The 21,311-nt window shown below is 69.0% G+C and carries 17 protein-coding genes; 11 read left to right on the top strand and 6 right to left on the bottom strand.

Annotated elements, in window-relative coordinates; translation table 11 throughout:
- Positions 1–108 precede the first annotated feature (108 nt).
- The 5 genes from DX03_RS19585 to plsB all read left to right on the top strand — a co-directional run bounded on the left by DX03_RS19585 (position 109) and on the right by plsB (position 6,780).
- Entirely contained in the window at positions 109–1,038 is a 930-nt protein-coding gene (locus DX03_RS19585; RefSeq protein WP_038692698.1) for a 5'-nucleotidase, lipoprotein e(P4) family, read from the top strand.
- Positions 1,035–1,766 (top strand): orotidine-5'-phosphate decarboxylase, encoded by a 732-nt coding sequence (gene pyrF, locus DX03_RS19580; protein ID WP_038691415.1) that lies wholly within the window; start codon positions 1,035–1,037, stop codon positions 1,764–1,766. The genes DX03_RS19585 and pyrF overlap by 4 nt, the downstream gene beginning before the upstream one ends.
- Positions 1,767–2,030: 264 nt before the next feature.
- Positions 2,031–2,858 carry a S1 family peptidase gene (locus DX03_RS19575; protein ID WP_038691413.1) on the top strand — a complete coding sequence of 276 codons (828 nt, stop codon included), beginning with the start codon at positions 2,031–2,033 and terminating at the stop codon, positions 2,856–2,858.
- A gap of 242 nt (positions 2,859–3,100) precedes the next feature.
- The gene (locus DX03_RS19570) at positions 3,101–4,078 is read left to right on the top strand and encodes a hypothetical protein (RefSeq protein ID WP_038691411.1); all 978 of its coding nucleotides are present in this window, start codon (positions 3,101–3,103) and stop codon (positions 4,076–4,078) included.
- Complete coding sequence (plsB, locus tag DX03_RS19565) at positions 4,078–6,780, top strand: glycerol-3-phosphate 1-O-acyltransferase PlsB (protein ID WP_038691409.1); 2,703 nt, start codon at positions 4,078–4,080, stop codon at positions 6,778–6,780. The genes DX03_RS19570 and plsB overlap by 1 nt, the downstream gene beginning before the upstream one ends.
- Before the next feature lie 141 nt (positions 6,781–6,921).
- On the opposite strand, the gene DX03_RS19560 is transcribed toward plsB, so the two are convergent.
- On the bottom strand, positions 6,922–7,125 hold the full coding sequence (locus DX03_RS19560) for a YdcH family protein (RefSeq protein ID WP_038691406.1): 204 nt from the start codon (positions 7,123–7,125) through the stop codon (positions 6,922–6,924).
- Positions 7,126–7,221: 96 nt separating this feature from the next.
- Here DX03_RS19560 and ttcA point away from each other — a divergent pair, with 96 nt between their 5' ends.
- The 3 genes from ttcA (at position 7,222) to DX03_RS19545 (ending at position 10,128) form a co-directional block, all read left to right on the top strand.
- On the top strand, positions 7,222–8,136 hold the full coding sequence (ttcA, locus tag DX03_RS19555; RefSeq protein WP_038691404.1) for a tRNA 2-thiocytidine(32) synthetase TtcA: 915 nt from the start codon (positions 7,222–7,224) through the stop codon (positions 8,134–8,136).
- A gap of 46 nt (positions 8,137–8,182) precedes the next feature.
- Positions 8,183–9,088, top strand: a complete 906-nt coding sequence (locus DX03_RS19550) for a recombination-associated protein RdgC (RefSeq protein ID WP_038691402.1) — start codon at positions 8,183–8,185, stop codon at positions 9,086–9,088.
- Between the two features lie 251 nt (positions 9,089–9,339).
- The gene (locus DX03_RS19545; protein ID WP_038691400.1) at positions 9,340–10,128 is read left to right on the top strand and encodes a M48 family metallopeptidase; all 789 of its coding nucleotides are present in this window, start codon (positions 9,340–9,342) and stop codon (positions 10,126–10,128) included.
- 246 nt (positions 10,129–10,374) lie between these two features.
- On the opposite strand, the gene DX03_RS19540 is transcribed toward DX03_RS19545, so the two are convergent.
- A complete protein-coding gene (locus DX03_RS19540; protein WP_038691398.1) occupies positions 10,375–11,247 on the bottom strand; it encodes a methylglyoxal synthase in 873 nt (290 codons plus the stop codon).
- 165 nt (positions 11,248–11,412) lie between these two features.
- Here DX03_RS19540 and DX03_RS19535 point away from each other — a divergent pair, with 165 nt between their 5' ends.
- Positions 11,413–11,703, top strand: a complete 291-nt coding sequence (locus DX03_RS19535) for a hypothetical protein (protein ID WP_051598943.1) — start codon at positions 11,413–11,415, stop codon at positions 11,701–11,703.
- A 65-nt stretch (positions 11,704–11,768) separates the two neighbouring features.
- Here DX03_RS19535 and DX03_RS19530 read toward each other — a convergent pair whose 3' ends face one another.
- From DX03_RS19530 to DX03_RS19520, 3 genes are all read right to left on the bottom strand, one after another.
- Positions 11,769–13,214, bottom strand: coding sequence for an FAD-dependent oxidoreductase (locus tag DX03_RS19530; RefSeq protein WP_038691394.1), 1,446 nt, complete (start codon positions 13,212–13,214; stop codon positions 11,769–11,771).
- Between the two features lie 159 nt (positions 13,215–13,373).
- A complete protein-coding gene (gene gltB / locus DX03_RS19525) occupies positions 13,374–17,828 on the bottom strand; it encodes a glutamate synthase large subunit (RefSeq protein ID WP_038691392.1) in 4,455 nt (1,484 codons plus the stop codon).
- A gap of 177 nt (positions 17,829–18,005) precedes the next feature.
- On the bottom strand, positions 18,006–18,407 hold the full coding sequence (locus DX03_RS19520) for an I78 family peptidase inhibitor (RefSeq protein WP_081797291.1): 402 nt from the start codon (positions 18,405–18,407) through the stop codon (positions 18,006–18,008).
- 136 nt (positions 18,408–18,543) lie between these two features.
- Between DX03_RS19520 and DX03_RS19515 the strand changes: the two genes are divergently transcribed.
- Positions 18,544–19,608: a DNA topoisomerase IB gene (locus DX03_RS19515; protein WP_038691390.1), complete on the top strand. Its 1,065-nt coding sequence runs from the start codon at positions 18,544–18,546 to the stop codon at positions 19,606–19,608.
- 9 nt (positions 19,609–19,617) lie between these two features.
- Here the strand turns inward: DX03_RS19515 and DX03_RS19510 are convergent, their stop codons facing one another.
- Positions 19,618–19,959, bottom strand: a complete 342-nt coding sequence (locus DX03_RS19510) for a hypothetical protein (RefSeq protein WP_038691388.1) — start codon at positions 19,957–19,959, stop codon at positions 19,618–19,620.
- 157 nt (positions 19,960–20,116) lie between these two features.
- Between DX03_RS19510 and DX03_RS19505 the strand changes: the two genes are divergently transcribed.
- Positions 20,117–21,226 (top strand): SDR family oxidoreductase, encoded by a 1,110-nt coding sequence (locus DX03_RS19505; RefSeq protein WP_038692695.1) that lies wholly within the window; start codon positions 20,117–20,119, stop codon positions 21,224–21,226.
- The last annotated feature ends 85 nt before the right edge of the window (positions 21,227–21,311 follow it).

Below are 21,311 nucleotides of genomic sequence, written 5' to 3'. Positions count from 1 at the left end.
GCGCTCCGGGGTGTTTCAGGGGCGTGCAGCATAGCCGAGCCCCGCCGATGGCATGAACCGGGCCGGACAAGCCGGTAAACTGGCGCGACTTTGTTGCTGGTGACCCCGATGCGTCGTACTGCTGCTGTTTCCCTGTCCGTGCTTGCCTGCGCCGTGATGGCGTTGAGTGCCTGCAAGCGCACCGAAGCCCCGGCCGATGCCGCCCCGCCGGCCGCCGCTGCGGCCCCCGCCGGCGCGCCCGCTGCCAGCGCCGATGCCGCCGTGTCGGCCAACGACAACCTCAACGCGGTGCTGTGGATGCAGCGCGCGCAGGAATACCGGGCCATCACCGAGCAGACCTACCGCGCCGCCGCCGACCACCTGGACAAGGCGCTGAAGGAACCCAACTGGGACGCGCTGGTGTCCGAAGAGCGCGGCAACGCCGCCAAGGGCCTGAAGCCGGCCGTGGTGCTGGACGTGGATGAAACCGTGCTGGACAACTCGCCCTACCAGGCGCGCCTGGTGCGCGACGGCAAGGAATACGACGAGATGACCTGGGACCAGTGGGTGGCCGAAAAGAAGGCCAAGGCGATCCCCGGCGTGGTCGATTTCGCCAAGGCCGCCAATGCCAAGGGCGTGACCCTGCTGTACATCTCCAACCGCGCCGTGCACCTCAAGGAGGCCACCCTGGCCAACCTGCGCGCCGAAGGCCTGCCGGTGGCCGACGACAGCGTGTTCCTGGGCCTGGGCACCGTGGTGGAAGGCTGCGAGCAGGCCGGCAGCGAGAAGAACTGCCGCCGCCGCCTGGCCGGCCAGAAGTACCGCGTGCTGATGCAGTTCGGCGACCAGCTGGGCGACTTCGTGGAAGTCACCGCCAACACCAACGACGGTCGCGACGCACTGCTGCAGCAGTACCACGACTGGTTCGGCGAGCGCTGGTGGATGCTGCCCAACCCGACCTACGGCGGCTTCGAGCCGGCGCAGTTCAACAACGACTACAGCCAGTCGCGCCAGGCCCGCCACGACGCCAAGCGCGCCGCGCTGGACTACGCGCCGTGAGCCGCGCCCCGCTGCCGCTGCGCGATGACGAGCGCCTGATCTTCGCGCTCGATGTGCCGGGCCGCGACGAAGCGCTGGCGTGGGTGGACCGGCTGGGCGACAGCGTGTCGTTCTACAAGATCGGCATGGAACTGCTGGCCTCCGGCGAGTACTTCCAGGTGCTCGAGACGCTGGCCGCGCGCAACAAGCGCGTGTTCGTCGACCTGAAGTTCTTCGACATCCCGGCCACCGCCGCGGCGGTGATCAAACGCCTGTCGCAGTGGCCGGTGAGCTACGCCACCATTCATGGCTGGCACCCGGCCATGATGGCGGCCTGTGCGGCCGCCAACGGCAGCGACATGCGCCTGCTGGCGGTCACCGTGCTGACCTCGATGGGCCATGAGGACCTGCGCGGCATGGGCATCGACCGCGAACCGGTGGACGTGGTGGTCGAGCGTGCACTGGCCGCCCAGGCCGCCGGTATCGACGGCGTCATCGCCTCCGGGCAGGAAGCCGGGCCGATCCGCGCCGCCACCGGTGCCGGTTTCTCCATCGTGTGCCCGGGCATCCGCCCCGGCGGCCCGGTGGGCGACGACCAGAAGCGCACCGTGGGCGTGGCCCAGGCGTTCGCCGACGGCGCCGATGCCATCGTGGTGGGTCGCCCGATCCGCCTGGCCAGCGACCCGCGTGCCGCCGCCGACGCCATCCAGCTGGAAATCGCCACCGCCTGGCGCGCCCGCCAGGCCTGAGCCCGCGTGCCCGCCCGACCCGCCGCCGCGACGTTGTGCGGCGGGTGGGCGACTACCCGCCGGGCACGCCGCACGTGCGATGGCGGCATGACCCCCGAACAACGCCGACGGCCTTCCCGGACGCCGCGCCCACGCATCAGGAAACGCCGCACTCCCGGTGAACTGGGATTACGCACCCGTTCCGCTGCCCCTCCCTGCGATGGAATCGATCCTGCCGGTGCATTCCTGCCCGGCCTGTTTCCATCAACGCAATGGAGGTGCCGCATGCATGTCTTCCCCCGACTGGCCCTGGCCGCCGGTTTCCTTGCCCTGTCCCTTGCCGCACACGCAGCACCCGCGCTGCCCGGTGGCGAGCCCGTGCGCCCGCTGATCATCGGCGGCGAAGACGCACTGCCTGGGCAATATCCGTTCATGGTCAGCCTGCAGCGGCTGGATTTCGGCGACTCCGACCACACCCGGCACTGGTGCGGCGGCACGCTGATTTCCCCGTCCTGGGTCCTCACCGCCGCCCACTGCGTCGAGGGTGCCCAGCCCGCCGGGTATGCGGTGCTCGGCGGCGCCACGACGCTGGACGCCACGGCCCGCGAACGGCCGTCCAACATCCGCGCCATCCACGTGCATCCCGCGTTCGACAGCAACACCCTGGTCAACGACGTGGCCCTGATCCAGTTGCGCGAACCCCTGGCCGGCGTCACCCCGGCGCAGATGCTGGATGGCAGTGATGCCGGTTACCTGCGGGCCGGGCGCCGGTTCGATGTGATCGGCTGGGGCGACACCGGGCTGGAGGGCGACGCTGCCTCGCCCACCGTGCTGCAGACCGTCAAAACGCCGTTCGTGTCGTTCCGCACCTGTCGGCAGGCCTATCCCGGGCTGCAGGCGGGTGCGGTCATCTGCGCCGGGGAAGAAGGCATCGACAGCTGCCAGGGCGACTCGGGCGGGCCGTTGCTGGTGCAGCGGCGCGGCGCCTGGACGGTGCTGGGCGTGGTCAGCTGGGGGCAGGGCTGCGCCCAGGCCGGCTACCCGGGCGTGTACGCGCGGCTGGGCGATGGCTACATCAAGGACTTCATCGCCGCGACCTGGCTGGGGGACTGACACCGGCGGGAAACACGCGGCGCGGTACTGTGGACCGATGTACCGTGGCAGTGGGAGGGCGACGCAGCGGCGTCGCCCTCCCGCGTGTTCCGGCACGAAGAGCGCCTGATTGCCACGGATCGCCACTGATCGAACCCCGTTCGGTTCCATTCCAGGGGGCTGGGCCGGGTTGGCCGGTGGGTGGCTTGCCGCGTCAGGGGCGCAGGCCGCAAGATGCGATCCGGTCCGGGGAGTCCGAATTCATGTCCATGTCGTCCAAGTCGTGGCAGTACCGGGGGCAGGCAATGGCCCTGGTCCTGTGTGGGGCGCTGTTGGTGGGGGCCTGCAAGCGGGACCGGATCGATCCGGATGCGCCGGCCGCCGAACCGGTGGCCGCACTGCAACAGCTGGCCCGGCACGTGGCCGACAACGACCTGCTCGGCTACGCCCGCGCGTCGGTACCGCCGGCCCACTACACGCGCCTGCAGGCCGCCTGGGCGCAGGGGCACAGCCGTTGGCCGCTCACCGAGCTGCCGCTGGATGGCCAGCTGTTGCCGATGCTGGCCTCGCTGTCGCGACCGGACGCACCGCAGCGCCTGCAGCGCTCGTTCGATACCCAGATTGCCGGCCAGGCCACCGGCGTGCGCCAGGCGGCGCACTCGATGGGCCTGTTCGGCGTGCAGTACCTGCGCAACCAGAGCGACTACACCGACGCCCAACGCGCCCATTACAGCCAGGTGGTGGACGCCCTGAGCAAATGGGCGGCGGCCGCGCCATTGACCGACAAGCAGCGCGCCCGCACCACCATCACCCTGCTCACCGCCACCGCGCGCACCGCCGGGTTGTCCACCGATGCGCAGCTGCAGGCGGCTGGCATGGAGGAGTCGCTGCGCCGCCTGGCGCCGTTCTTCAAGGCGTTCAAGACCGCGCTGGCCAGCTACGGCCTGGCGCTGGATGAGGCCTTGATCGGCCTGCGCGGCGAGCTGGTGTCCGAACTGGGCAACGACGCGGTGGTGCGGGTGCAGTACCCGCTGGCAGGCGAGCAGATCGAGGCGCAGGTGCGCATGACCCGCCGTGATGGCCACTGGTACGTGGCCCGCACGCTGGAACAGGCCGACGCGCTGCTGCAGGCCGCCGACGCCGCGCAGGCCGCGCAAGCTGAACATGACGCCGCCGAGGCGGCCAAAGCAGAGGCCGCCGCGCAGGTCAAGGACGGTGCTTCTGCACCGGCTAAGCCATAATGAAGCCGATGCCGAACCAGAATCCCCTGCCTTTCCCCGGCGAAGAGCCGCCCAAGACCCCGGACGCTTCGTCCGCGTCGCCCGACAGCGTGGCCGCCACCGGCGCCCCGGCCGATCCCGGCCAGGCGACGGCTGCCCCCTCTGCCGAGGTCGACCCGGACAGCGTCGCGCCCGCCGCGATCGTGCCCGGCACCCGCGCCCCGGTTGGCCGCCGCCCGTGGTGGGCGCGCCTGCTTGGCCGCCTGGTCGAGCCGTGGCTGTCGCTGAAGATCGAACCCGAACACCCCGGCCAGTACAACGACGGCCGCCCGGTGGTCTACGTGCTGGAAGACTACGGGTTGTCCAACGCGCTGATCCTGGACAAGGCCTGCCGCGAGGCCGGCCTGCCGTCGCCGCTGGTGCCCATCGCCGGCGACCCCACCGGGCGCAAGCGCGCCTACGTGGCGCTGTCGCGGCGGAGCAGCAGCAACTCGCTGATTCCCGAGCAGCGTGGCGCCAAGACCCATTCCGATTCGCTGGCCAAGGTGCTGCAGGCCCATCGCGCGCGCGATGAGCTGGACGTGCACCTGGTGCCGGTGTCGATCTTCGTCGGCCGCGCCCCGGACAAGCAGAGCGGCTGGTTCGCGGTGCTGTTCTCGGAAAACTGGGCGCTGGTGGGCCGCTTCCGCCGCCTGCTGGCCGTGCTGCTCAACGGCCGCAGCACCATCGTGCGGTTCGCCCCGCCGATCTCGCTGCGCAGCACGATCGACGAGGGGCTGGACCCCGAGCGCACCGTGCGCAAGCTGCAGCGTGTGCTGCGTACCCATTTCCGCCGCATCCGCGAGTCGGTGATCGGGCCGGACCTGTCCACCCGCCGCCTGCTGGTGGACAAGGTGCTGGACGCCGATACCGTGCGCGAGGCAATCGCCTCGCAGGCCAAGCGCGACAACTCCAAGCCGGCCGATGCCTGGAAGAAGGCGCATGCCTACGCTTGGGAAATCGCCGCGGACTATTCCAGCCCGGTGGTGCGTTCGGCCAGCTTCATGCTCAGCCATGTCTGGAACCGTATCTACGCCGGCGTGCTGGTCCATCACCTGGACAAGTTCAAGGCGGCGGCGCCCGGGCACGAAGTGGTCTACGTGCCCAGCCACCGCAGCCACATGGACTACCTGCTGCTGTCCTACCTGCTGTACGACCGGGGTATCGTGCCGCCGCACATCGTGGCCGGCATCAACCTGAATCTGCCGGTGGTCGGCACGCTGCTGCGCAAGGGCGGTGCGTTCTTCATCCGCCGCTCGATCCGCGGCAATGCGCTGTACTCGGCGGTGCTCAGCGAGTACGTGGCCCAGCTGGTGGCCGGTGGCTATTCAATCGAGTACTTCGTCGAAGGCGGTCGCTCGCGTACCGGGCGCCTGCTGCAGCCCAAGGGCGGCATGATCTCGATGACGCTGCGCGCGTTCCTGCGCCAGCCGCGCAAGCCGGTGCTGTTCCAGCCGGTCTACATCGGCTATGAAAAGCTGATGGAAGGCGGCAGCTACCTGGACGAACTGTCCGGCCGGCCGAAGGAAAAGGAATCGATCTGGTCGTTGCTGTGGTCCATTCCCAAGGTGCTCAAGCAGAATTACGGGCAGGTGGTGGTCAACTTCGGCGAGCCGATCGCGCTCAACGACGTGCTCGCCCAGCAGGCGCCGGACTGGAACGGCCAGCCGGTCAGCGAAGACGAGAAACCGTCGTGGCTGTCGGGCACCGTCGACCACCTGGCCGAACGCATCCAGGTGCACATCAACGGCGCCGCCGACGTCAATCCGATCAACCTGCTGGCGCTGGCGCTGCTGTCCACGCCCAAGCACGCGATGGGCGAAGCCGACCTGATCGCGCAGATCGAGCTGTGCAAGACCCTGCTGGTTGAAATGCCGTACTCGGACCGGGTCACGGTGACCCCGCATTCGCCGGACCGCATCATCGCCCACGCCGAGGAAATCAACGTCCTCACCCGCATCAAGCACCCGCTGGGCGACGTGCTCAGCGTCAGCGGCGACACCGCGGTGCTGCTCAGCTACTTCCGCAACAACGTCATCCACCTGTTCACCGCGTCGTCGTGGGTGGCGTGCTGCTTCCAGAACAACCGCCGCATGAGCCGCACCGGCCTGGTCCAGCTGGGCCGCACGGTGTACCCGTTCCTGCAGGCCGAGCTGTTCCTGCCGTGGACCGAGGAAGAGTTTGCCCAGCGCATCGAGCAGACCATCAACGTGTTCGTGCGCGAAGGGCTGCTGCAGAACGTCAACGACGACGACGGTGGCATCCTGGCGCGCAATACCGGGCAGACCGATGAAGTGTTCCGCCTGCGTGCCATCGGCCATTCGCTGCAGCAGGCATTCGAGCGCTATTACATCGCCATCTCGGTGCTGGTGAAGAACGGCCCCGGCACGCTGGGTGCGGCCGAGCTGGAAAGCCTGTGCCAGCAGGCCGCCCAGCGCCTGAGCCTGCTCTATGCCCCGGCCGCGCCGGAGTTCTTCGATCGCACGCTGTTCCGCGGCTTCATCCAGAAGCTGCGCGAACTGCGCCTGGTGTGGCCGGACGAGAACAGCAAGCTATTGTTCGACGACCGCCTGGACGCGTGGGCCAAGGACGCCAAGTTCATCCTCGGCCGCGAGCTGCGCCACACCATCGAACGGGTGAGCCCGGAAGCGGCCAAGCCGGAAGAACCGGTCAGCACGGATTGACGGAAGCGGATGCGCGGAGGCGCATCCGTCCGACCGCACCATCGGCGGGCATCGCGACGGACCGCAGCCGACCAACGGTCGGCTCTACCCCCGGAACATCGGCGGGGATCGGGACCAACCGCAGCCGACCAACGGTCGGCTCTACGCGGGTTCGTCTGGAATCAGCATGTCCGCCAGCTTGGCGATGCAGTCCTTCAACTGCAGCTTGCGCCGCTTCAGGCGCTTGGCTTCCAGTTCGTCTTCGCCGTTGGCGGCCATGCGCTGGATCTGCTCGTCCAGCACGCGGTGTTCCTGCCGGAGTTCGGCAAGACGGACACTGATCTGCTCGGGTGTGAGGGTATCCACAGCTGTCGAGCATACACATCTGCGATGACGCCCGGGAGTGAACGCAGTCACGACGGGGTCCCTGTGAGGGTGCCCCCCAGCCGGTAGAATGACACCATGCATTCCGCCGTCATCCGCCTGCCCGATCCCGTCCCGCGCGCCCGCGATCCGCGCGCGGCCGACGCCGTGCAGGACAAGCTGGCGCGGCGCCTGCGCCGCCAGGTGGGCCAGGCCATTGCCGACTTCGGCATGATCGCCGACGGCGACAAGGTGATGGTGTGCCTGTCCGGCGGCAAGGACAGTTACACCCTGCTGGACGTGCTGCTGCAGCTGCAGAAGAAGGCGCCGGTGCGCTTCGAGCTGGTGGCGGTCAACCTGGACCAGAAGCAGCCGGACTTTCCCGCGCACGTGCTGCCGCAGTACCTGGAATCGATCGGCGTGGCCTACCAGATCATCGAGCAGGACACCTATTCGGTGGTCAGCCGGGTCATTCCGGAAGGGCGCACGATGTGTTCGCTGTGCTCGCGGCTGCGGCGCGGCGCGCTGTACCGCCACGCGGCGGAAAACGGCTTCAGCAAGATCGCCCTGGGCCACCACCGCGATGACAGCGTGGCCACCTTTTTCCTCAACCTGTTCCACCACGCCAAGCTGTCGGCCATGCCGCCCAAGCTGCGCAGCGACGACGGCCAGCACGTGGTGATCCGCCCGCTGGCCTACGTGGCCGAGGACGACATCCGCGCGTATGCGCAGGCCCGCGCATTCCCGATCATTCCGTGCAACCTGTGTGGCAGCCAGGACAACCTGCAACGCCGCCAGGTGGGCCAGATGCTGCAGCAGTGGGAGCAGCAGCACCCCGGCCGCATCGACCAGATCGCCCGCGCGCTGGGCACCGTCGAGCCGTCGCAGCTGGCCGACCCGGCCCTGTTCGATTTCATGGCGCTGGCCCGAAGCCCGGCCACCGCCGTGCCGTCCCCGCCGTCGGCCTGGGCCGACGACACCCCCGACATCGGCGGCGCGCCCGGGCCGGCCTGAGCCGCCCACCGCCCCGCCTTCCCTTCACGACCTACTTCGGACTTCCATGTTCTTTCGCAACCTGACGCTGTTCCGCTTCCCGACCGCCACCGACTTTTCCGAAGTAGACACCCTGCTGCCGCAGGTGCTGCTCAAGCCGGTGGGTCCGCTTGAAATGAATTCGCGTGGCTTCATCTCGCCGTTCGGCCGCGAGGAAAAGACCGTGTTCTCGCACCGCATCGGCGATGCGCTGTGGCTCACCGTGGGCGGCGAGGACAAGATCCTGCCGGGCGCGGTGGTCAACGACCTGCTGGCGCGCAAGCTCGAGGAGATCGAAGAGAAGGAAGGGCGCAAGCCCGGCGGCCGCGAGCGCAAGCGCCTCAAGGACGACCTGCTGCACGAACTGATGCCGCGCGCCTTCGTGAAGAGCTCGCGCACCGACGCCCTGATCGACCTGACCCACGGCTACGTGGCGGTGGACAGTTCCAGCCGCAAGACCGGCGAGAACGTGATGTCCGACATCCGTGGCCTGCTCGGCAGCTTCCCGGCGATGCCGCTCAACGCCGAAGTGGCCCCGCGCTCGATCCTGACCGGCTGGATTGCCGGTGAGGAACTGCCCACCGGGCTGAGCCTGGGCGAAGAGTGCGAGATGAAGGACCCGGCCGAGGGCGGTGCGGTGGTCAAGTGCCAGCACCAGGAACTGCGCTGCGACGAGATCGACAAGCACCTGGATGCCGGCAAGCAGGTGACCAAGCTGGCGCTGGTGTTCGAGGACAACCTGTCCTTCGTGCTGGGCGACGACCTGATCGTGCGCAAGCTGAAGTTCCTGGACGGCGCGCTGGACCAGCTCGAACACGCCGACGACGACGGCCGCCGCGCCGAACTGGACGCCCGTTTCGCCCTGCAGAGCGGCGAAGTACGGCGCCTGTTCCTGCTGCTGGAAGAGGCCTTCAAGCTCAGCAAGGCCGACTGAGCCACCGGCGCCACCGCGTAGAGCGGGGCTCTGCCCCGCTGCTTCACGCACCCGGTAGAACGGGGCTCTGCCCCGCTGATTCCGCCCGGTACCAGAGCAGGTAGAGCGGGGCTCTGCCCCGCTGCTTCACGCACGTGGCACCCGCCCGGAAAGGCAGCGGGGCAGAGCCCCGCTCTACGTTCTGGGTACCTGGCAGCGCCCTGAACAGCGCGCAGTCATGCGCCGGTCACTGCCGGCGCTATGCTGTACCCATGTCCGGATTCCTCCGCCGCCTCATTTCGCCGGCTGCCCCCACCCTGCAGCGCGACACGGTTCGACTGCGGCTGGAAGATGCCGAGATCGACGTGCTGCGCGTGCGCGATCCGCGTGCGCGGCGGATCAAGCTCAGCGTCGACGAGCGGGGCGTGCGCCTGACGCTGCCGCCGCGGGCCAGCCTGGTGATGGGCGAGCGTTTTCTCGAACAACACCGCGACTGGTTGTCCACGCAGCTGCGCAGCTACCAGGCGCAGAACCTGCCGCCCCCGCTCGTGATCGGCGAGCCCGGCGTGTTGCCGTTGCGCGGTGCGCTGCTGCCGTTGCGGTGGGAAAGCGGTCGCTTCGCGCACATGCACGTGGACGGCGAGGGGGCCTGCCTGCACTGGCCGGCGCGCGGTACCGACGCCACGCTGCGCCGCACCCTGCGCGAATTCTACGAAGCACAGACCCGCGCCGATGTGGGCCAGTGGTTGCCGCGCTACCTGCCCGCGCTGCCGCGCGCACCGGCACGGCTGCGCCTGAAGGTGATGTCCTCGCAATGGGGCTCGTTGGCGCCCGACGGCAGTATGGCCCTGGACCTGGCGCTGGTACTGGGCCGGTCATCGGCCTTCGAGTACGTGCTGGTGCACGAACTCTGCCACCTGATCCAGGCCAACCACTCGCCGGCCTTCTGGGCCGAGGTGGAGCAGCGTTTTCCGGCGTGGCGGCAGGAGCGCGATTATTTCCAGGCCGAAGGACGGCGGTTGAAGGCCACGTTGCGGCAACTGCTGACCCCCACCCCGTAGAGCCGACCGTTGGTCGGCTGCGCAGCCCGGTGGTAGAGCCGACCGTTGGTCGGCTGCGCAGCCCGGAGGGTAGAGCCGACCGTTGGTCGGCTGCGTAGCCCGGTGGTAGAGCCGACCGTTGGTCGGCTGCCTAGCCCGGTGGGTAGAGCCGACCGTTGGTCGGCTGCCCATGACATCCAGGCCCCCGAGGTTGCCGGCCAGCGGCCGGCACTACCGGTATCTTCCGTACCGACCAACGGTCGGTACCTACCGGGTGGCGCGGGCGGTGGCGGCCTGCGCCCAGCGGGCGGCCACGCGGGGGGCGGTGATGCACACGGCCTGGTCGGTGACGGTGGTGACGGCGCGTTCCAGTAGTTGGATGTCGGCCTCGTGCTGGCGGGCCACGTGCGGGTCTTCGAAGAAGATCGCGCGCTGGCAGTGGCCTTCCAGTACGCGGTCGGCGATCTGCGCGTCGCCGCCCATCGGGCCGCTCTGGTAGCGCTGCACCCAGGCCTGGTCCTGCGGCCAGCCGCGGCTCCAGGCCAGCTCGTTGAGGCGCTGGCCGGTGGTGCCGGTGCCCACGCGGTGGGCGAAGCGTGAGAGCAGGTCGAAGTGCTCGTCGGCAAAGGCCAGGATGGCCGGCTTCATGGCGTCGTGCGCAATCAGGGCCAGGGTCTGCCGTTCGAACGCATGCAGGTCGTCGGCACCCGGATCGGCGGCCAGCCCCGCGTGCACGCGCTCCACTTCCACCCAGTCGCGCGCGGTGGCCACGGTGGAAATGAACGGTTTGCCGTGGATCACGCACTGGCGCTTGAGCGCGGTGGCCTCGGGGAAGATCGACGACGGGTCCACCGGGTCCATCAGGTAGATCGCCCCGTCCAGGGTGCGCTCGGGCGAGCCCATCCCGACCACTTCGGCCACCAGCTTCATCAGGCCGCCCTCGCGCCCGTTGGGATAGCGCTTGAGCGGGGCGAAATCGGGCAGGAAGCCCAGCCGCTGGATCGCATCGAAGGTGCGCCCGACCGCATGCAGCTCCACGCCCAGCTCGCGCAGGCCACTGTCGCAGGCGCGCAGCCAGCGGAACAGGGCGGCGTGCTTGTCGTGGTGGTGCAGGCGGTTGGCGGCCAGGCCGATGCGCATGGGGATGATCCGGTAGGGAGGGGCAATCGGCATTCTATGTCGCTTCCCGTGCTGCGGAACTGCGAACCCGGGCACGCGTCTTCACGCATTTTCGTATTAGTTGCATAGCCCGGCAGCGGGCCATAACCGACAGTGGAGGTCGTCAGTCAATCAGGAAAACCCGCCATGGCTCTCTCCCAGGTTCCCAAGGACATGTCGGTCCAGTCCCTTGCTGCGGATCGCAGTGCCCGCATCCGCGCGCTGGGTAGGCTGCTGCGGCATGCCGCCAGCGGCGATGCCGACGTGCTGCTGGTTGGGCTGGCACGCATGCTCGACGCGCACATCGACAACGATCATGCCGATGACGCCAGCAATGGACGTATCCGCGACCAGCTGGACGAGATTGAACTGCTGCTGGCGCTGGAAATCGAGCGGGCCGGGGTGCGTGCGGCCCCGCCGTTGTCGAACGCGGCGTAAGGGCAGCCGGGCAGAGCCCGGCTCTACGGCGCCGCGCATAACGCGGCCGCTGCATCGGTCCTGCGTTACACCGCCAGCAGCTGCGCGATGCTGGCCGCCGCATCGCGGCCCTCGGCCACGGCGGTGACCACCAGGTCGGCACCGCGCACGGCGTCGCCGCCGGCGAACAGGCGCGGGTGCGCGGTCTGGAACGGCAGGCGGTCCTTGCCACCGGCGATGATGCGGCCGTTGTGGCCGGCTTCCACGCCGCGCTCGGTCAGCCACGCCGGGGTGCTGGGCGAGAAGCCGAAGGCGATGATCACCACGTCCGCTTCCAGCAGCGATTCGCTGCCTTCGATCGGCACCGCGTTGCGGCGGCCCTGCGCGTCGGGTTCGTCCAGGCGGGTTTCCACCACCATCACCCCGATCACCTCATCGTCCGCGCCGGCTTCAATGGACAGCGGCTGGCGGTTGAACAGGAAGCGCACGCCTTCCTCGCGCGCGTTGGCCACTTCGCGCGCCGAGCCGGGCATGTTGGCTTCGTCGCGGCGGTAGGCGCAGGTCACCTTGGCCGCGCCCAGGCGCACCGCGCTGCGTACACAGTCCATGCCGGTGTCGCCACCGCCCAGCACCACCACGCGCTTGCCCTCCAGGTCGGGCAGGGCGATCTGGTCTTCCCAGCCGGCAATGGGCCGGCCGTGCGCGTCGCTGCCGCCGACGATGCGGCTGTTCTGCACCAGGAACGGCAGCGCCGGCAGCACGCCCTTCAGGTCCTGGCCAAGCAGGCCGCCGTCGGTATAGCGGTAGGCGCCGGTACCGACGAACACCGCGTCGTACTCGGCCAGCAGCTGGTCCACGCTGATGTCGCGGCCGATCTCCACGCCCAGCCGGAACTGCACGCCCATGCCTTCGAGCACGTTGCGGCGGCGGCTGATCACGGCCTTGTCGAGCTTGAAGCTGGGGATGCCGAACTGCAGCAGCCCACCGATCTGTTCGTAGCGGTCATACACCACCGCCTGGATGCCGGCATGCGCCAGCTTGTCGGCACAGGCCAGCCCGGCCGGGCCGGCGCCGATCACTGCCACGCGCTTGCCGGTGGGCTCCACGGCAGTCATGTCCGGGCGCCAGCCGGTGGCCAACGCGGTGTCCACGATGTACTTCTCGACCGCGCCGATGGTGACCGCGCCGAACTCTTCCAGCGTGCAGCTGCCTTCGCACAGGCGGTCCTGCGGACACACCCGGCCGCACACTTCCGGCAGCGGGTTGGTGGAGTGGCAGAGCGTGGCCGCTTCGTGGATGCGGTTTTCCTGCACCAGCTGCAGCCACTGCGGGATGGCGTTGTGCACCGGGCACTTCCAGCTGCAGTACGGGTTGCCGCAGTCCAGGCAGCGGCCGGCCTGGAACTGGGCGTCTTCCTTGCCGAACTTGCCGTACAGCTCGCCCCAGTCGCCGGACGTGCGCAGTTCGACGGGAATGCGCTGCGGCATGGTCCGGGGCAGGTCGAGGAACTGGAAGGCTTGCTTGCGGCTCATGGGTGGGCCCTGCGTTGTTCGGTCGCCGGGCAGAGCCCGGCGCTACGGAATGTTCGGGTTGCCGGGCAGAGCCCGGCACTACGATTTTTGGGTTGCCGGCCAGCGGCCGGCACTACGATTTTTTGGGTTGCTGGCCAGCGGCCGGCACTACGTGGACGGTCAGGCGGCGCGGCGCAGCGAGTCGGTGAGGGATTCGATGCTGGCGGCCTTGGGTTTGACCAGCCAGAACTTGCCTACGTAATCGCGGAACTCGTCGAGGATCTGCTGCGCCCAGATGCTGCCGGTCAGTTCGCGGTGGCGGCTGATCAGCGTATGCAGGTGCTGGCGATGGTTCTCGAAGCCCTCGGCGGAAATGCGGTGGATGTCGATGAGTTCGTGGTTGTAGCGGTCCACGAAGTCACGGTCGATATCCAGCACGTAGGCCAGGCCGCCGGTGAAGCCGGCGCCGAAGTTCAGGCCCACCTTGCCCAGCACCAGCACGATGCCGTCGGTCATGTATTCGCAGCAGTGGTCGCCGGCGCCTTCGATTACCGCCAGCGCGCCGGAGTTGCGCACGCCGAAGCGCTCGCCGGCACGCCCGGCCGCGAACAGCTCGCCGCCGGTGGCGCCGTACAGGCAGGTGTTGCCGATGATCGCGGTGTTGCGTGCTTCGAAGCGCGCGCCACGCGGCGGACGTACCACCAGCCGGCCGCCGGCCATGCCCTTGCCGACGTAATCGTTGGCTTCGCCTTCGACCTCCAGCTGCAGGCCACCCACGTTGAACGCACCGAAACTCTGCCCGGCGGTGCCGCGGAACCGCAGGGTCAGCGGCGCATCGCTCATGCCCTGGTTGCCGTGCACGCGGGCGATCGCACCGGACAGGCGGGTGCCGATCGAGCGGTCGGTGTTGTGGATCAGGAAGCGGTGTTCGCCGCCGAGCTTGTCGGCAATGGCCGGGGCCAGCAGACCGTCCATCTGCGTGGCCAGGCTGTCCGGCGATTCGTAGAGGCGCTGCGCGGCGCAGTGGCTGCCTTCGTACCGGGCCGGGTTGAGCAGGCGCGACAGGTCGACCTTGACCCCGGGGCGCGGCGCTACCTCGAGCTGTTGCAGCAGGTCGGTGCGGCCGACGATCTCGTCCAGCGACCGCACGCCCAGGTAGGACAGCCAGCCCCGCACTTCCTCGGCCAGCAGGCGGAAGAAGTTCTCCACGCGCTCGGGCAGGCCGGTGAAATACTGCGCGCGCAGGCGCTCGTCCTGGGTGGCCACGCCGGTGGCGCAGTTGTTGAGGTGGCAGATGCGCAGGTACTTGCAGCCCAGCACGATCATCGGCGCGGTGCCGAAGCCGAAGCTGTCCGCACCCAGCAGCGCGGCCTTGATCACGTCCAGGCCGGTCTTCAGGCCACCGTCGGTCTGCAGCAGGGTGCGCCCGCGCAGGTCGTTGGCCACCAGTGCCTGGTGCGATTCGGCCACGCCCAGTTCCCACGGCACGCCGGCATAACGGATCGAGCTGACCGGGCTGGCACCGGTGCCGCCGTCATGGCCGGACACGGTGATCAGGTCGGCCCCGGCCTTCACCACGCCCGCGGCGATGGTGCCCACGCCGGTATGGCTGACCAGCTTCACCGACACCAGCGCGTCGGGGTTGACCTGCTTGAGGTCGTAGATCAGCTGGGCCAGGTCTTCGATGGAGTAGATGTCGTGGTGCGGCGGCGGCGAGATCAGGCCGATGCCCGGCTTGGCATAGCGCAGCCGTGCGATCAGTTCGTTGACCTTGTGGCCGGGCAGCTGGCCGCCTTCGCCGGGCTTGGCGCCCTGGGCGACCTTGATCTGCAGCACTTCGGCGTTGACCAGGTATTCGGCGGTGACGCCGAAGCGGCCCGAGGCCACCTGCTTGATCTTGCTGCGCTTCTCGGTGCCGTAACGCACCGGGTCTTCGCCGCCTTCGCCGGAGTTGCTGCGCCCACCGAGCCGGTTCATGGCAATGGCCAGCGCTTCATGCGCTTCGGGCGACAACGCACCCAGGCTGATGGCGGCGGTGTCGAAGCGGCGGAACAGGTCTTCGGCCGGGGCCACCTCGTCCAGCGGCGTGGGCGTGGGCGCGGCCTTGAGCTGCAGCAGGTCGCGCAGCGCCGACACCGGGCGGCCGTGCACGGCCTCGCAGTAGCGCTGCCAGTCCGCGGCATCACCACTGCGCGCGGCGCGCTGCAGGGTCATGACCACGTCCGGGTTGTACATGTGGTATTCGCCGCCGTGCACGTACTTCAGCACGCCGCCCACGTCCGGGCGCAGCAGGTCGTTCCAGGCACGCACGGTGAGTTCGCGGGCTTCGTCGTCCAGGCGCGCAAAGCCCACGCCGGCCACGCGCGAGGCGGTGTCCGGGAAGCACAGGTCGACCACCTCGTCATCGAGGCCGACGATCTCGAACAGCTGCGCGCCGCGATAACTGGCCACGGTGCAGATGCCCATCTTGGAGATGATCTTGGACAGGCCCTTGTAGATGCCCTTGCGGTAGCGGCGGCCGATCTGCGACTGCTCGCCGCCCTTGCTCAGCTGCAGGATGCCGCGCCGGCCGAGGTCGAACAGGGTCTGGTAGGCCAGGTACGGGTACACCGCGGTGGCACCGAAGCCGAGCAGGCAGGCCATGTGGTGCGCGTCGCGCGCGGTGCCGGTTTCAAGAATCAGGTTGACGTCGCAGCGCAGCCCGGCGTTGGACAGGTGGTGGTGGACCGCACTGGTGGCCAGCAACGCATGCACCATCGGCCGGTCGGCGACCGGGTAGCGGTCGCTGAGCAGCAGCATCACGATGCCCTCGCGGGCAGCCGCCTCGGCCTCGGCGCAGATGCGCTCGATACCGGCCTTCAGGCCTTCGTCCAGGCTGTAGGACAGGTCGATCAGGCGGTTCTTCTCGACGTACTGCTCCATCTTGATCAGCTGGCGCAGCTTGCGCTGGCTGAGCACCGGCGAATTGAGGATGACGTGGTTCACCGTCTCCGCACCGGCATGGAAGATGTTGGTCTCCTTGCCGAGCTGCGTGGTCAGCGACATGACGCAGTCTTCGCGCAGCGGGTCGATCGGCGGGTTGGTGACCTGCGCGAACGCCTGGCGGAAGTAGTCGTACAGCGGGCGGCTGTGCTGGCTGAGCACGGCCATGGGCGTGTCGTCGCCCATCGAGCCGGTGGCTTCCTGCTCGGTCTCGGCCAGCGGCCGCAGGATCTGCTCGACTTCTTCGGTGCTCAGCTGGAACAGCTTGTGGTAGCTGCGCAGGGTACGCTCGTCGAACGGTTCCTCGACCAGCGAAGGATCGATCAGCTCGGTCTGCAGGTAGGTCACGCCCTGCTGCAGCCACTGCTTGTACGGCGCGCGGCCACGGTTGATGCGGTCGATGGCATCGGAGTCGAGCAGGTCACCGCGCTTGAGGTCGATGGCCATCATCTCGCCCGGGCCCAGCTTGCCCTTGCGCACCACGCGCTCGGCCGGCACTTCCCACACGCCCGCTTCGGAGGCGACCAGGAAGTGGCGGTCGGAGGTGAGCATCCAGCGCGCCGGGCGCAGGCCGTTGCGGTCCAGCGTGCAGGCCGCATAGCGCCCGTCGCAGGCGACGATGCCGGCCGGGCCGTCCCACGGCTCGCTGTTGAGCCCGTAGAACTCGTAGAACGCGGCCAGGTCGGGGTCCTTGAACTCCAGCGACTGGGTGGCCGGCGGCACCAGGATGCGCAGCGCCTGGATCAGCTCCATGCCGGCGCTGACCATCAGCTCCAGCATGTTGTCCAGGCTCTGCGAATCCGAGCCGTGCATGGAGATCACCGGGTCGAACTGGCCGATGTCGAAGCGCGGGGTCTTCCACACCTTGCTGCGCGCCTGCGCCCAGCGGCGGTTGCCCTCGATGGTGTTGATCTCACCGTTGTGGGCGAGCATCCGGAACGGGTGCGCCAGCGGCCAGCGCGGCAGCGTGTTGGTGGAGAAGCGCTGGTGGAACACGATGGCGCTGGAGGCCAGGTCGTTGCGCTGCAGGTCCACGTAGAAGCGGCTCAGCTTGTCCGGCAGCACCATGCCCTTGTAGCTGATCGCGTTCGGGCTGAGCGTGGTGACGTAGTAGTCGGCGTGCTCGCGCAGCTGCTGTTCGCTGCGGCGGCGGGCCAGGAACAGGGCCAGGGTGAAGGTGGCCTCGTCCTGCTCCGCACCGGCATCCACGAACACCTGTTCGATGCGCGGCAGGGTGTCGCGGGCCAGTTGCCCGCACACGCTGGGGTCGGTGGGCACCAGGCGCCAACCGACCGGTCGACAGCCGGCATCGCGCAGCTGCTGTTCCAGGGTATCGCGGCAGGCCTGGGCGGCCGCGTCGTCGTGCGGCAGGAACACCACGCCGGCGGCGAAACGCGCCCCCAGGCTGAGCCCGGCTTCGGCGGCGAGTGCCTTGAGGAACACGTCGGGGCGGCGCAGCAGCAGGCCGCAGCCGTCGCCGGTGATGCCATCGGCGGCCACGCCACCACGGTGGGTCATGCGCGAAAGTGCCGCAATGGCGGTGTCCACCAGCAGTCGGGACGGCTGGTCGTCGAGCTGGGCAACCATGCCGAAACCACAGGCATCGCGCTCATCTTGCGGGTCGTAAAGCCCTTGGCGGTTGCGGGGGGCCATCTCTGCCTCAATGTCGGGTGAGCGGCGACACTCGTCCCCGCTCAATCCGTTGAGCGCATCTGGAGGCACCGGATGACTCGACTAGATCACAGTTGCTGCAACGCCGCAATACACGGTTGCAGGCGCAACCAAACCCCTTCAAAAACCGCCTGGAACCGGGGTTCCAGGCGTCCCTGTTCAGCCGCAGCGCAGGCCGCTGATCGCGCCCTTTTCGTCCACTTCGATGTTCAGTCGTTCACCGACGAACTCCATCGTGGTCATGTCGTTGGGCTTGAGCACCCGCAGCTGTTTGGCGCTGGCGTCCTGCTGGGCCTGGCTGCCGATTTTGTCGGTATAGGCCTGGCCGACCAGGCTCTGCACCTGGGTGGCGTCGCAGTTGCCGACCGGCGGCGCTTCCAGCGCCTTGCCTGTTTCATCGGTCGGGGCCGCAGCGGCTTCGGCGGCCTTCTGGGCATGGGTGCCCACGGCTTCCTGCTCGTCCATGGGCGGCGCCTGGCAGGCGGCCAGTACGAGCAGGGCGGGAATGACGGCCACAAGGCCAATGGAACGCCGCAGGCGGCGGAACGACAAGGACGGCATCGAGACTCCAGACATCGAACCAGGGAAACCTTGGAGGATATCGCCAAGCGGGGCGTGAGGTGTTCGTGTTGTGTTATTGACGCGCCCTCGCACCCGTACCGGGTATCACTGCAGGCCCTTACCGCCGCGTCCTCCGATGAGCCCCAGCCGTCGCGTCACCCCCGAAGTCGCCGCCGCCCGCGAGGCCGGCCTGCGCTATGTCAGCGATGAAATGCCGGGCCTGCAGCGGCGCCGTGCCGGCAAGGGCTTCAGCTACCGCGACGCCGACGGCGCGGCGGTGCGCGATGCCGCCACCCTGGCCCGGATCCGCGCGCTGGCGATTCCGCCGGCCTACACCGACGTGTGGATCTGCGCGCTGCCCAATGGCCACCTGCAGGCTACCGGCCGCGATGCGCGCGGGCGCAAGCAGTACCGCTACCACGCCGACTGGGCGCGGGTGCGCGGCGACGGCAAGTTCGACCGCATCATCGCCTTCGGCACTGCGCTGCCCGTGCTGCGCCGCCGCCTGCGGCGCGACCTGAAGCTGACCGGCTTCCCGCGCGACAAGGTGCTGGCCATTGTGGTCGCGCTGCTGGCGCAGACGCTGGTGCGGGTGGGCAACGAGGTATACGCCCGCGACAACCGGTCCTACGGGTTGACCACGCTGCGCAACCGGCACCTGGCGCTGGTCAAGGGCGGGCGTGCGCAGATGCGCTTCCGTGGCAAGTCTGGACAGGCGCACGAGGTGGACGTGGATGATCGCCGCCTGGTGACGCTGATCCGTGGCTGCCAGCAGCTGCCCGGGCAGGCGCTGTTCCAGTACCGCGATGACGAGGGGGCGGTGCAGCCGGTGGATTCGGGCATGGTCAACGAGTACCTGCACGACGCGATGGGCGAGGATTTCAGTGCCAAGGATTTCCGGACCTGGGGCGGGACGCTGGAAGCCATCCGCCAGTTGGCCATCACCGAGCTGCCCGAACCGTCCAGCGAACGTGCGCTTGCGGGGTTGCAGAAGCAGGTGGTGTGCGAGGTGGCGACCCTGCTGGGCAATACGCCGTCGGTGTGCAGAAAGTCCTACATCGATCCGTGCGTGTTCGACGGCTGGCGCGCCGGCTCGCTGAAGGCGCTGGCAGGCCTGCGCGGCGAGCGGCAGTGGGAGCAGGCGACGTTGAAGGTGCTCAAGGCCGCACGGCGCACGGTCAAGCGCGCGCGGGCGGCCTGAGCGGGTCCATCAGCCGCAGTAGAGCGCGGTGATGTTGTTGGTGCGGCCGGTTTCGATGGTCAAACGCTCGCCGCCGGTTTGCGCGCCCGGGGTCGGGTTGGCCGCGCCACTGGCGGTGGGGCCGCTCTCGGCGCGCTGCCCGCGCACCACGTTCACCTGCAGGCTGTCGCTGTCCACGCGGGCGCGCTCGATGGTGGCCGCCGATGCGGCCAGGCCCACCGCACCGCGCACTTTGTCTACGTGGCACTGGCCGGAGATCACCCCGTCGATGGGTTGCACCTGCGCCACCGGGGTGCTGCTGCAGGCGGAAAGGGTGGCCAGGGCGGCCGCCGCGAAAAGGGTGCGGTACATGGGTGACTCCAGCAGGATTTCCGGCCTGCAGCGTGCCGCGTTTGACGTATGCAGCGGATGAAGCCTGCACGGATTGCCCACATCGCACTCACTTTGCGTGGCCGCGCAGTTGGCCACACTGCCTGTGCACTTGAACGCTTTCGCAAAGGAGCCGCAGATGGCCACCCGCAAGACTCGCACGCCCACCTCGCCCGCCGCCGCTGACAAGGCCGCCAAACCCCTGGCCGAGCGCACGCCGGTGGTGAAGACCGCCACCCGCAAGGCGGCGGCGAAGGACCCGCGCGCCGCCCGCGTGGCCGCGCGCCAGCGTCGCCTGCAGGACCAGGAGAAGGCCAAGGATGCACGCGTAGCCAAGCAGGCCGCCAAGAAGCAGGTGGCGAAGAAGGCGACCAAGAAGGCCACCCAGGCCGGCGCGCGCAAGCAGCCGGAGACGATGCCGGCGCAGCAGATCGCCAAGCCGGGCAATGAGCACGAACTGGCGCTGGCGCCGCGCTTCCTTGCCCCTGACTACAAGGGCAGCGGCAAGCTTGCCGGCAAGCGCGCGATCATCACCGGCGCCGATTCGGGCATCGGCCGCGCGGTGGCCGTGCTGTTTGCCCGCGAAGGCGCCGACGTGGCCGTGCTGCACCTGGACGAAGCGGCCGACGCCAAGGTGACGCGCCAGCATGTGGAAGCCGAAGGCGGCCGCTGCCTGGTGATCGCCGGTGATGTGCGTGATCCCGCGTTCTGCACCAAGGCGGTCAAGCAGGTGGCCAAGGCCTTCGGCGGGATCGATATCCTGGTCAACAATGCCGCCTTCCAGCTGCATTGCGAGCGCCTGGAAGACCTCGAGGACGCGCACCTGCAGGAAACCCTGCAGACCAACATCGGCGGCTATATCCAGATGGCCCGCGCGGTGCTGCCGCACCTGCAGGAAGGCGACTGCATCATCAACACGGGGTCGGAGACCGGCCTGTTCGGCAGCAAGGCCCTGATCGACTACTCGGCCACCAAGGGCGCCATCCATGCCTTCACCAAGGCGCTGGCCAGCCAGCTGCTGCCGCGCGGGATCCGGGTCAACGCGGTGGCGCCGGGCCCGGTCTGGACACCGCTCAACCCGGCCGACAAACAGGCCGCCGACGTGGCCGAGTTCGGCAAGGACAGCGACATGGGCCGCCCGGCGCAGCCGGAGGAGTTGTCCCCGGCGTACGTGTTCCTTGCCTCGCCGGTGACCGCCAGCTATATCAGCGGGGTGATCCTGCCGGTGATGGGCGGGCCGCGCGGCTGAGCGCGGCGCGGTAGCACGGCAGGCTGACGCGCGCGATCTACGCCGCGTCAGCCGCCGGTGGGGTGGAGTGGGACGGACATGGACA

The sequence above is a fragment of the Stenotrophomonas rhizophila genome, from assembly GCF_000661955.1.
GTDB lineage: Bacteria > Pseudomonadota > Gammaproteobacteria > Xanthomonadales > Xanthomonadaceae > Stenotrophomonas > Stenotrophomonas rhizophila.
The sequence above is the reverse complement of the archived record's forward strand: the minus strand, read 5'-3'. Positions and strand labels throughout refer to the sequence as shown.

Excerpts from the sequence above, each read along its gene's own strand:
- DX03_RS19535 (WP_051598943.1), top strand. The coding sequence starts at position 11,413 with ATGGCTCTCTCCCAGGTTCCCAAGGACATGTCGGTCCAGTCCCTTGCT.
- DX03_RS19575 (WP_038691413.1), top strand. The coding sequence starts at position 2,031 with ATGCATGTCTTCCCCCGACTGGCCCTGGCCGCCGGTTTCCTTGCCCTG.
- ttcA (WP_038691404.1), top strand. The coding sequence starts at position 7,222 with ATGCATTCCGCCGTCATCCGCCTGCCCGATCCCGTCCCGCGCGCCCGC.
- DX03_RS19550 (WP_038691402.1), top strand. The coding sequence starts at position 8,183 with ATGTTCTTTCGCAACCTGACGCTGTTCCGCTTCCCGACCGCCACCGAC.
- DX03_RS19510 (WP_038691388.1), bottom strand. The coding sequence starts at position 19,959 with ATGTACCGCACCCTTTTCGCGGCGGCCGCCCTGGCCACCCTTTCCGCC.
- DX03_RS19505 (WP_038692695.1), top strand. The coding sequence starts at position 20,117 with ATGGCCACCCGCAAGACTCGCACGCCCACCTCGCCCGCCGCCGCTGAC.
- DX03_RS19540 (WP_038691398.1), bottom strand. The coding sequence starts at position 11,247 with ATGCGCATCGGCCTGGCCGCCAACCGCCTGCACCACCACGACAAGCAC.
- DX03_RS19585 (WP_038692698.1), top strand. The coding sequence starts at position 109 with ATGCGTCGTACTGCTGCTGTTTCCCTGTCCGTGCTTGCCTGCGCCGTG.
- DX03_RS19570 (WP_038691411.1), top strand. The coding sequence starts at position 3,101 with ATGTCCATGTCGTCCAAGTCGTGGCAGTACCGGGGGCAGGCAATGGCC.
- gltB (WP_038691392.1), bottom strand. The coding sequence starts at position 17,828 with ATGGCCCCCCGCAACCGCCAAGGGCTTTACGACCCGCAAGATGAGCGC.
- plsB (WP_038691409.1), top strand. The coding sequence starts at position 4,078 with ATGAAGCCGATGCCGAACCAGAATCCCCTGCCTTTCCCCGGCGAAGAG.
- DX03_RS19520 (WP_081797291.1), bottom strand. The coding sequence starts at position 18,407 with ATGCCGTCCTTGTCGTTCCGCCGCCTGCGGCGTTCCATTGGCCTTGTG.
- DX03_RS19515 (WP_038691390.1), top strand. The coding sequence starts at position 18,544 with ATGAGCCCCAGCCGTCGCGTCACCCCCGAAGTCGCCGCCGCCCGCGAG.
- DX03_RS19530 (WP_038691394.1), bottom strand. The coding sequence starts at position 13,214 with ATGAGCCGCAAGCAAGCCTTCCAGTTCCTCGACCTGCCCCGGACCATG.
- DX03_RS19545 (WP_038691400.1), top strand. The coding sequence starts at position 9,340 with ATGTCCGGATTCCTCCGCCGCCTCATTTCGCCGGCTGCCCCCACCCTG.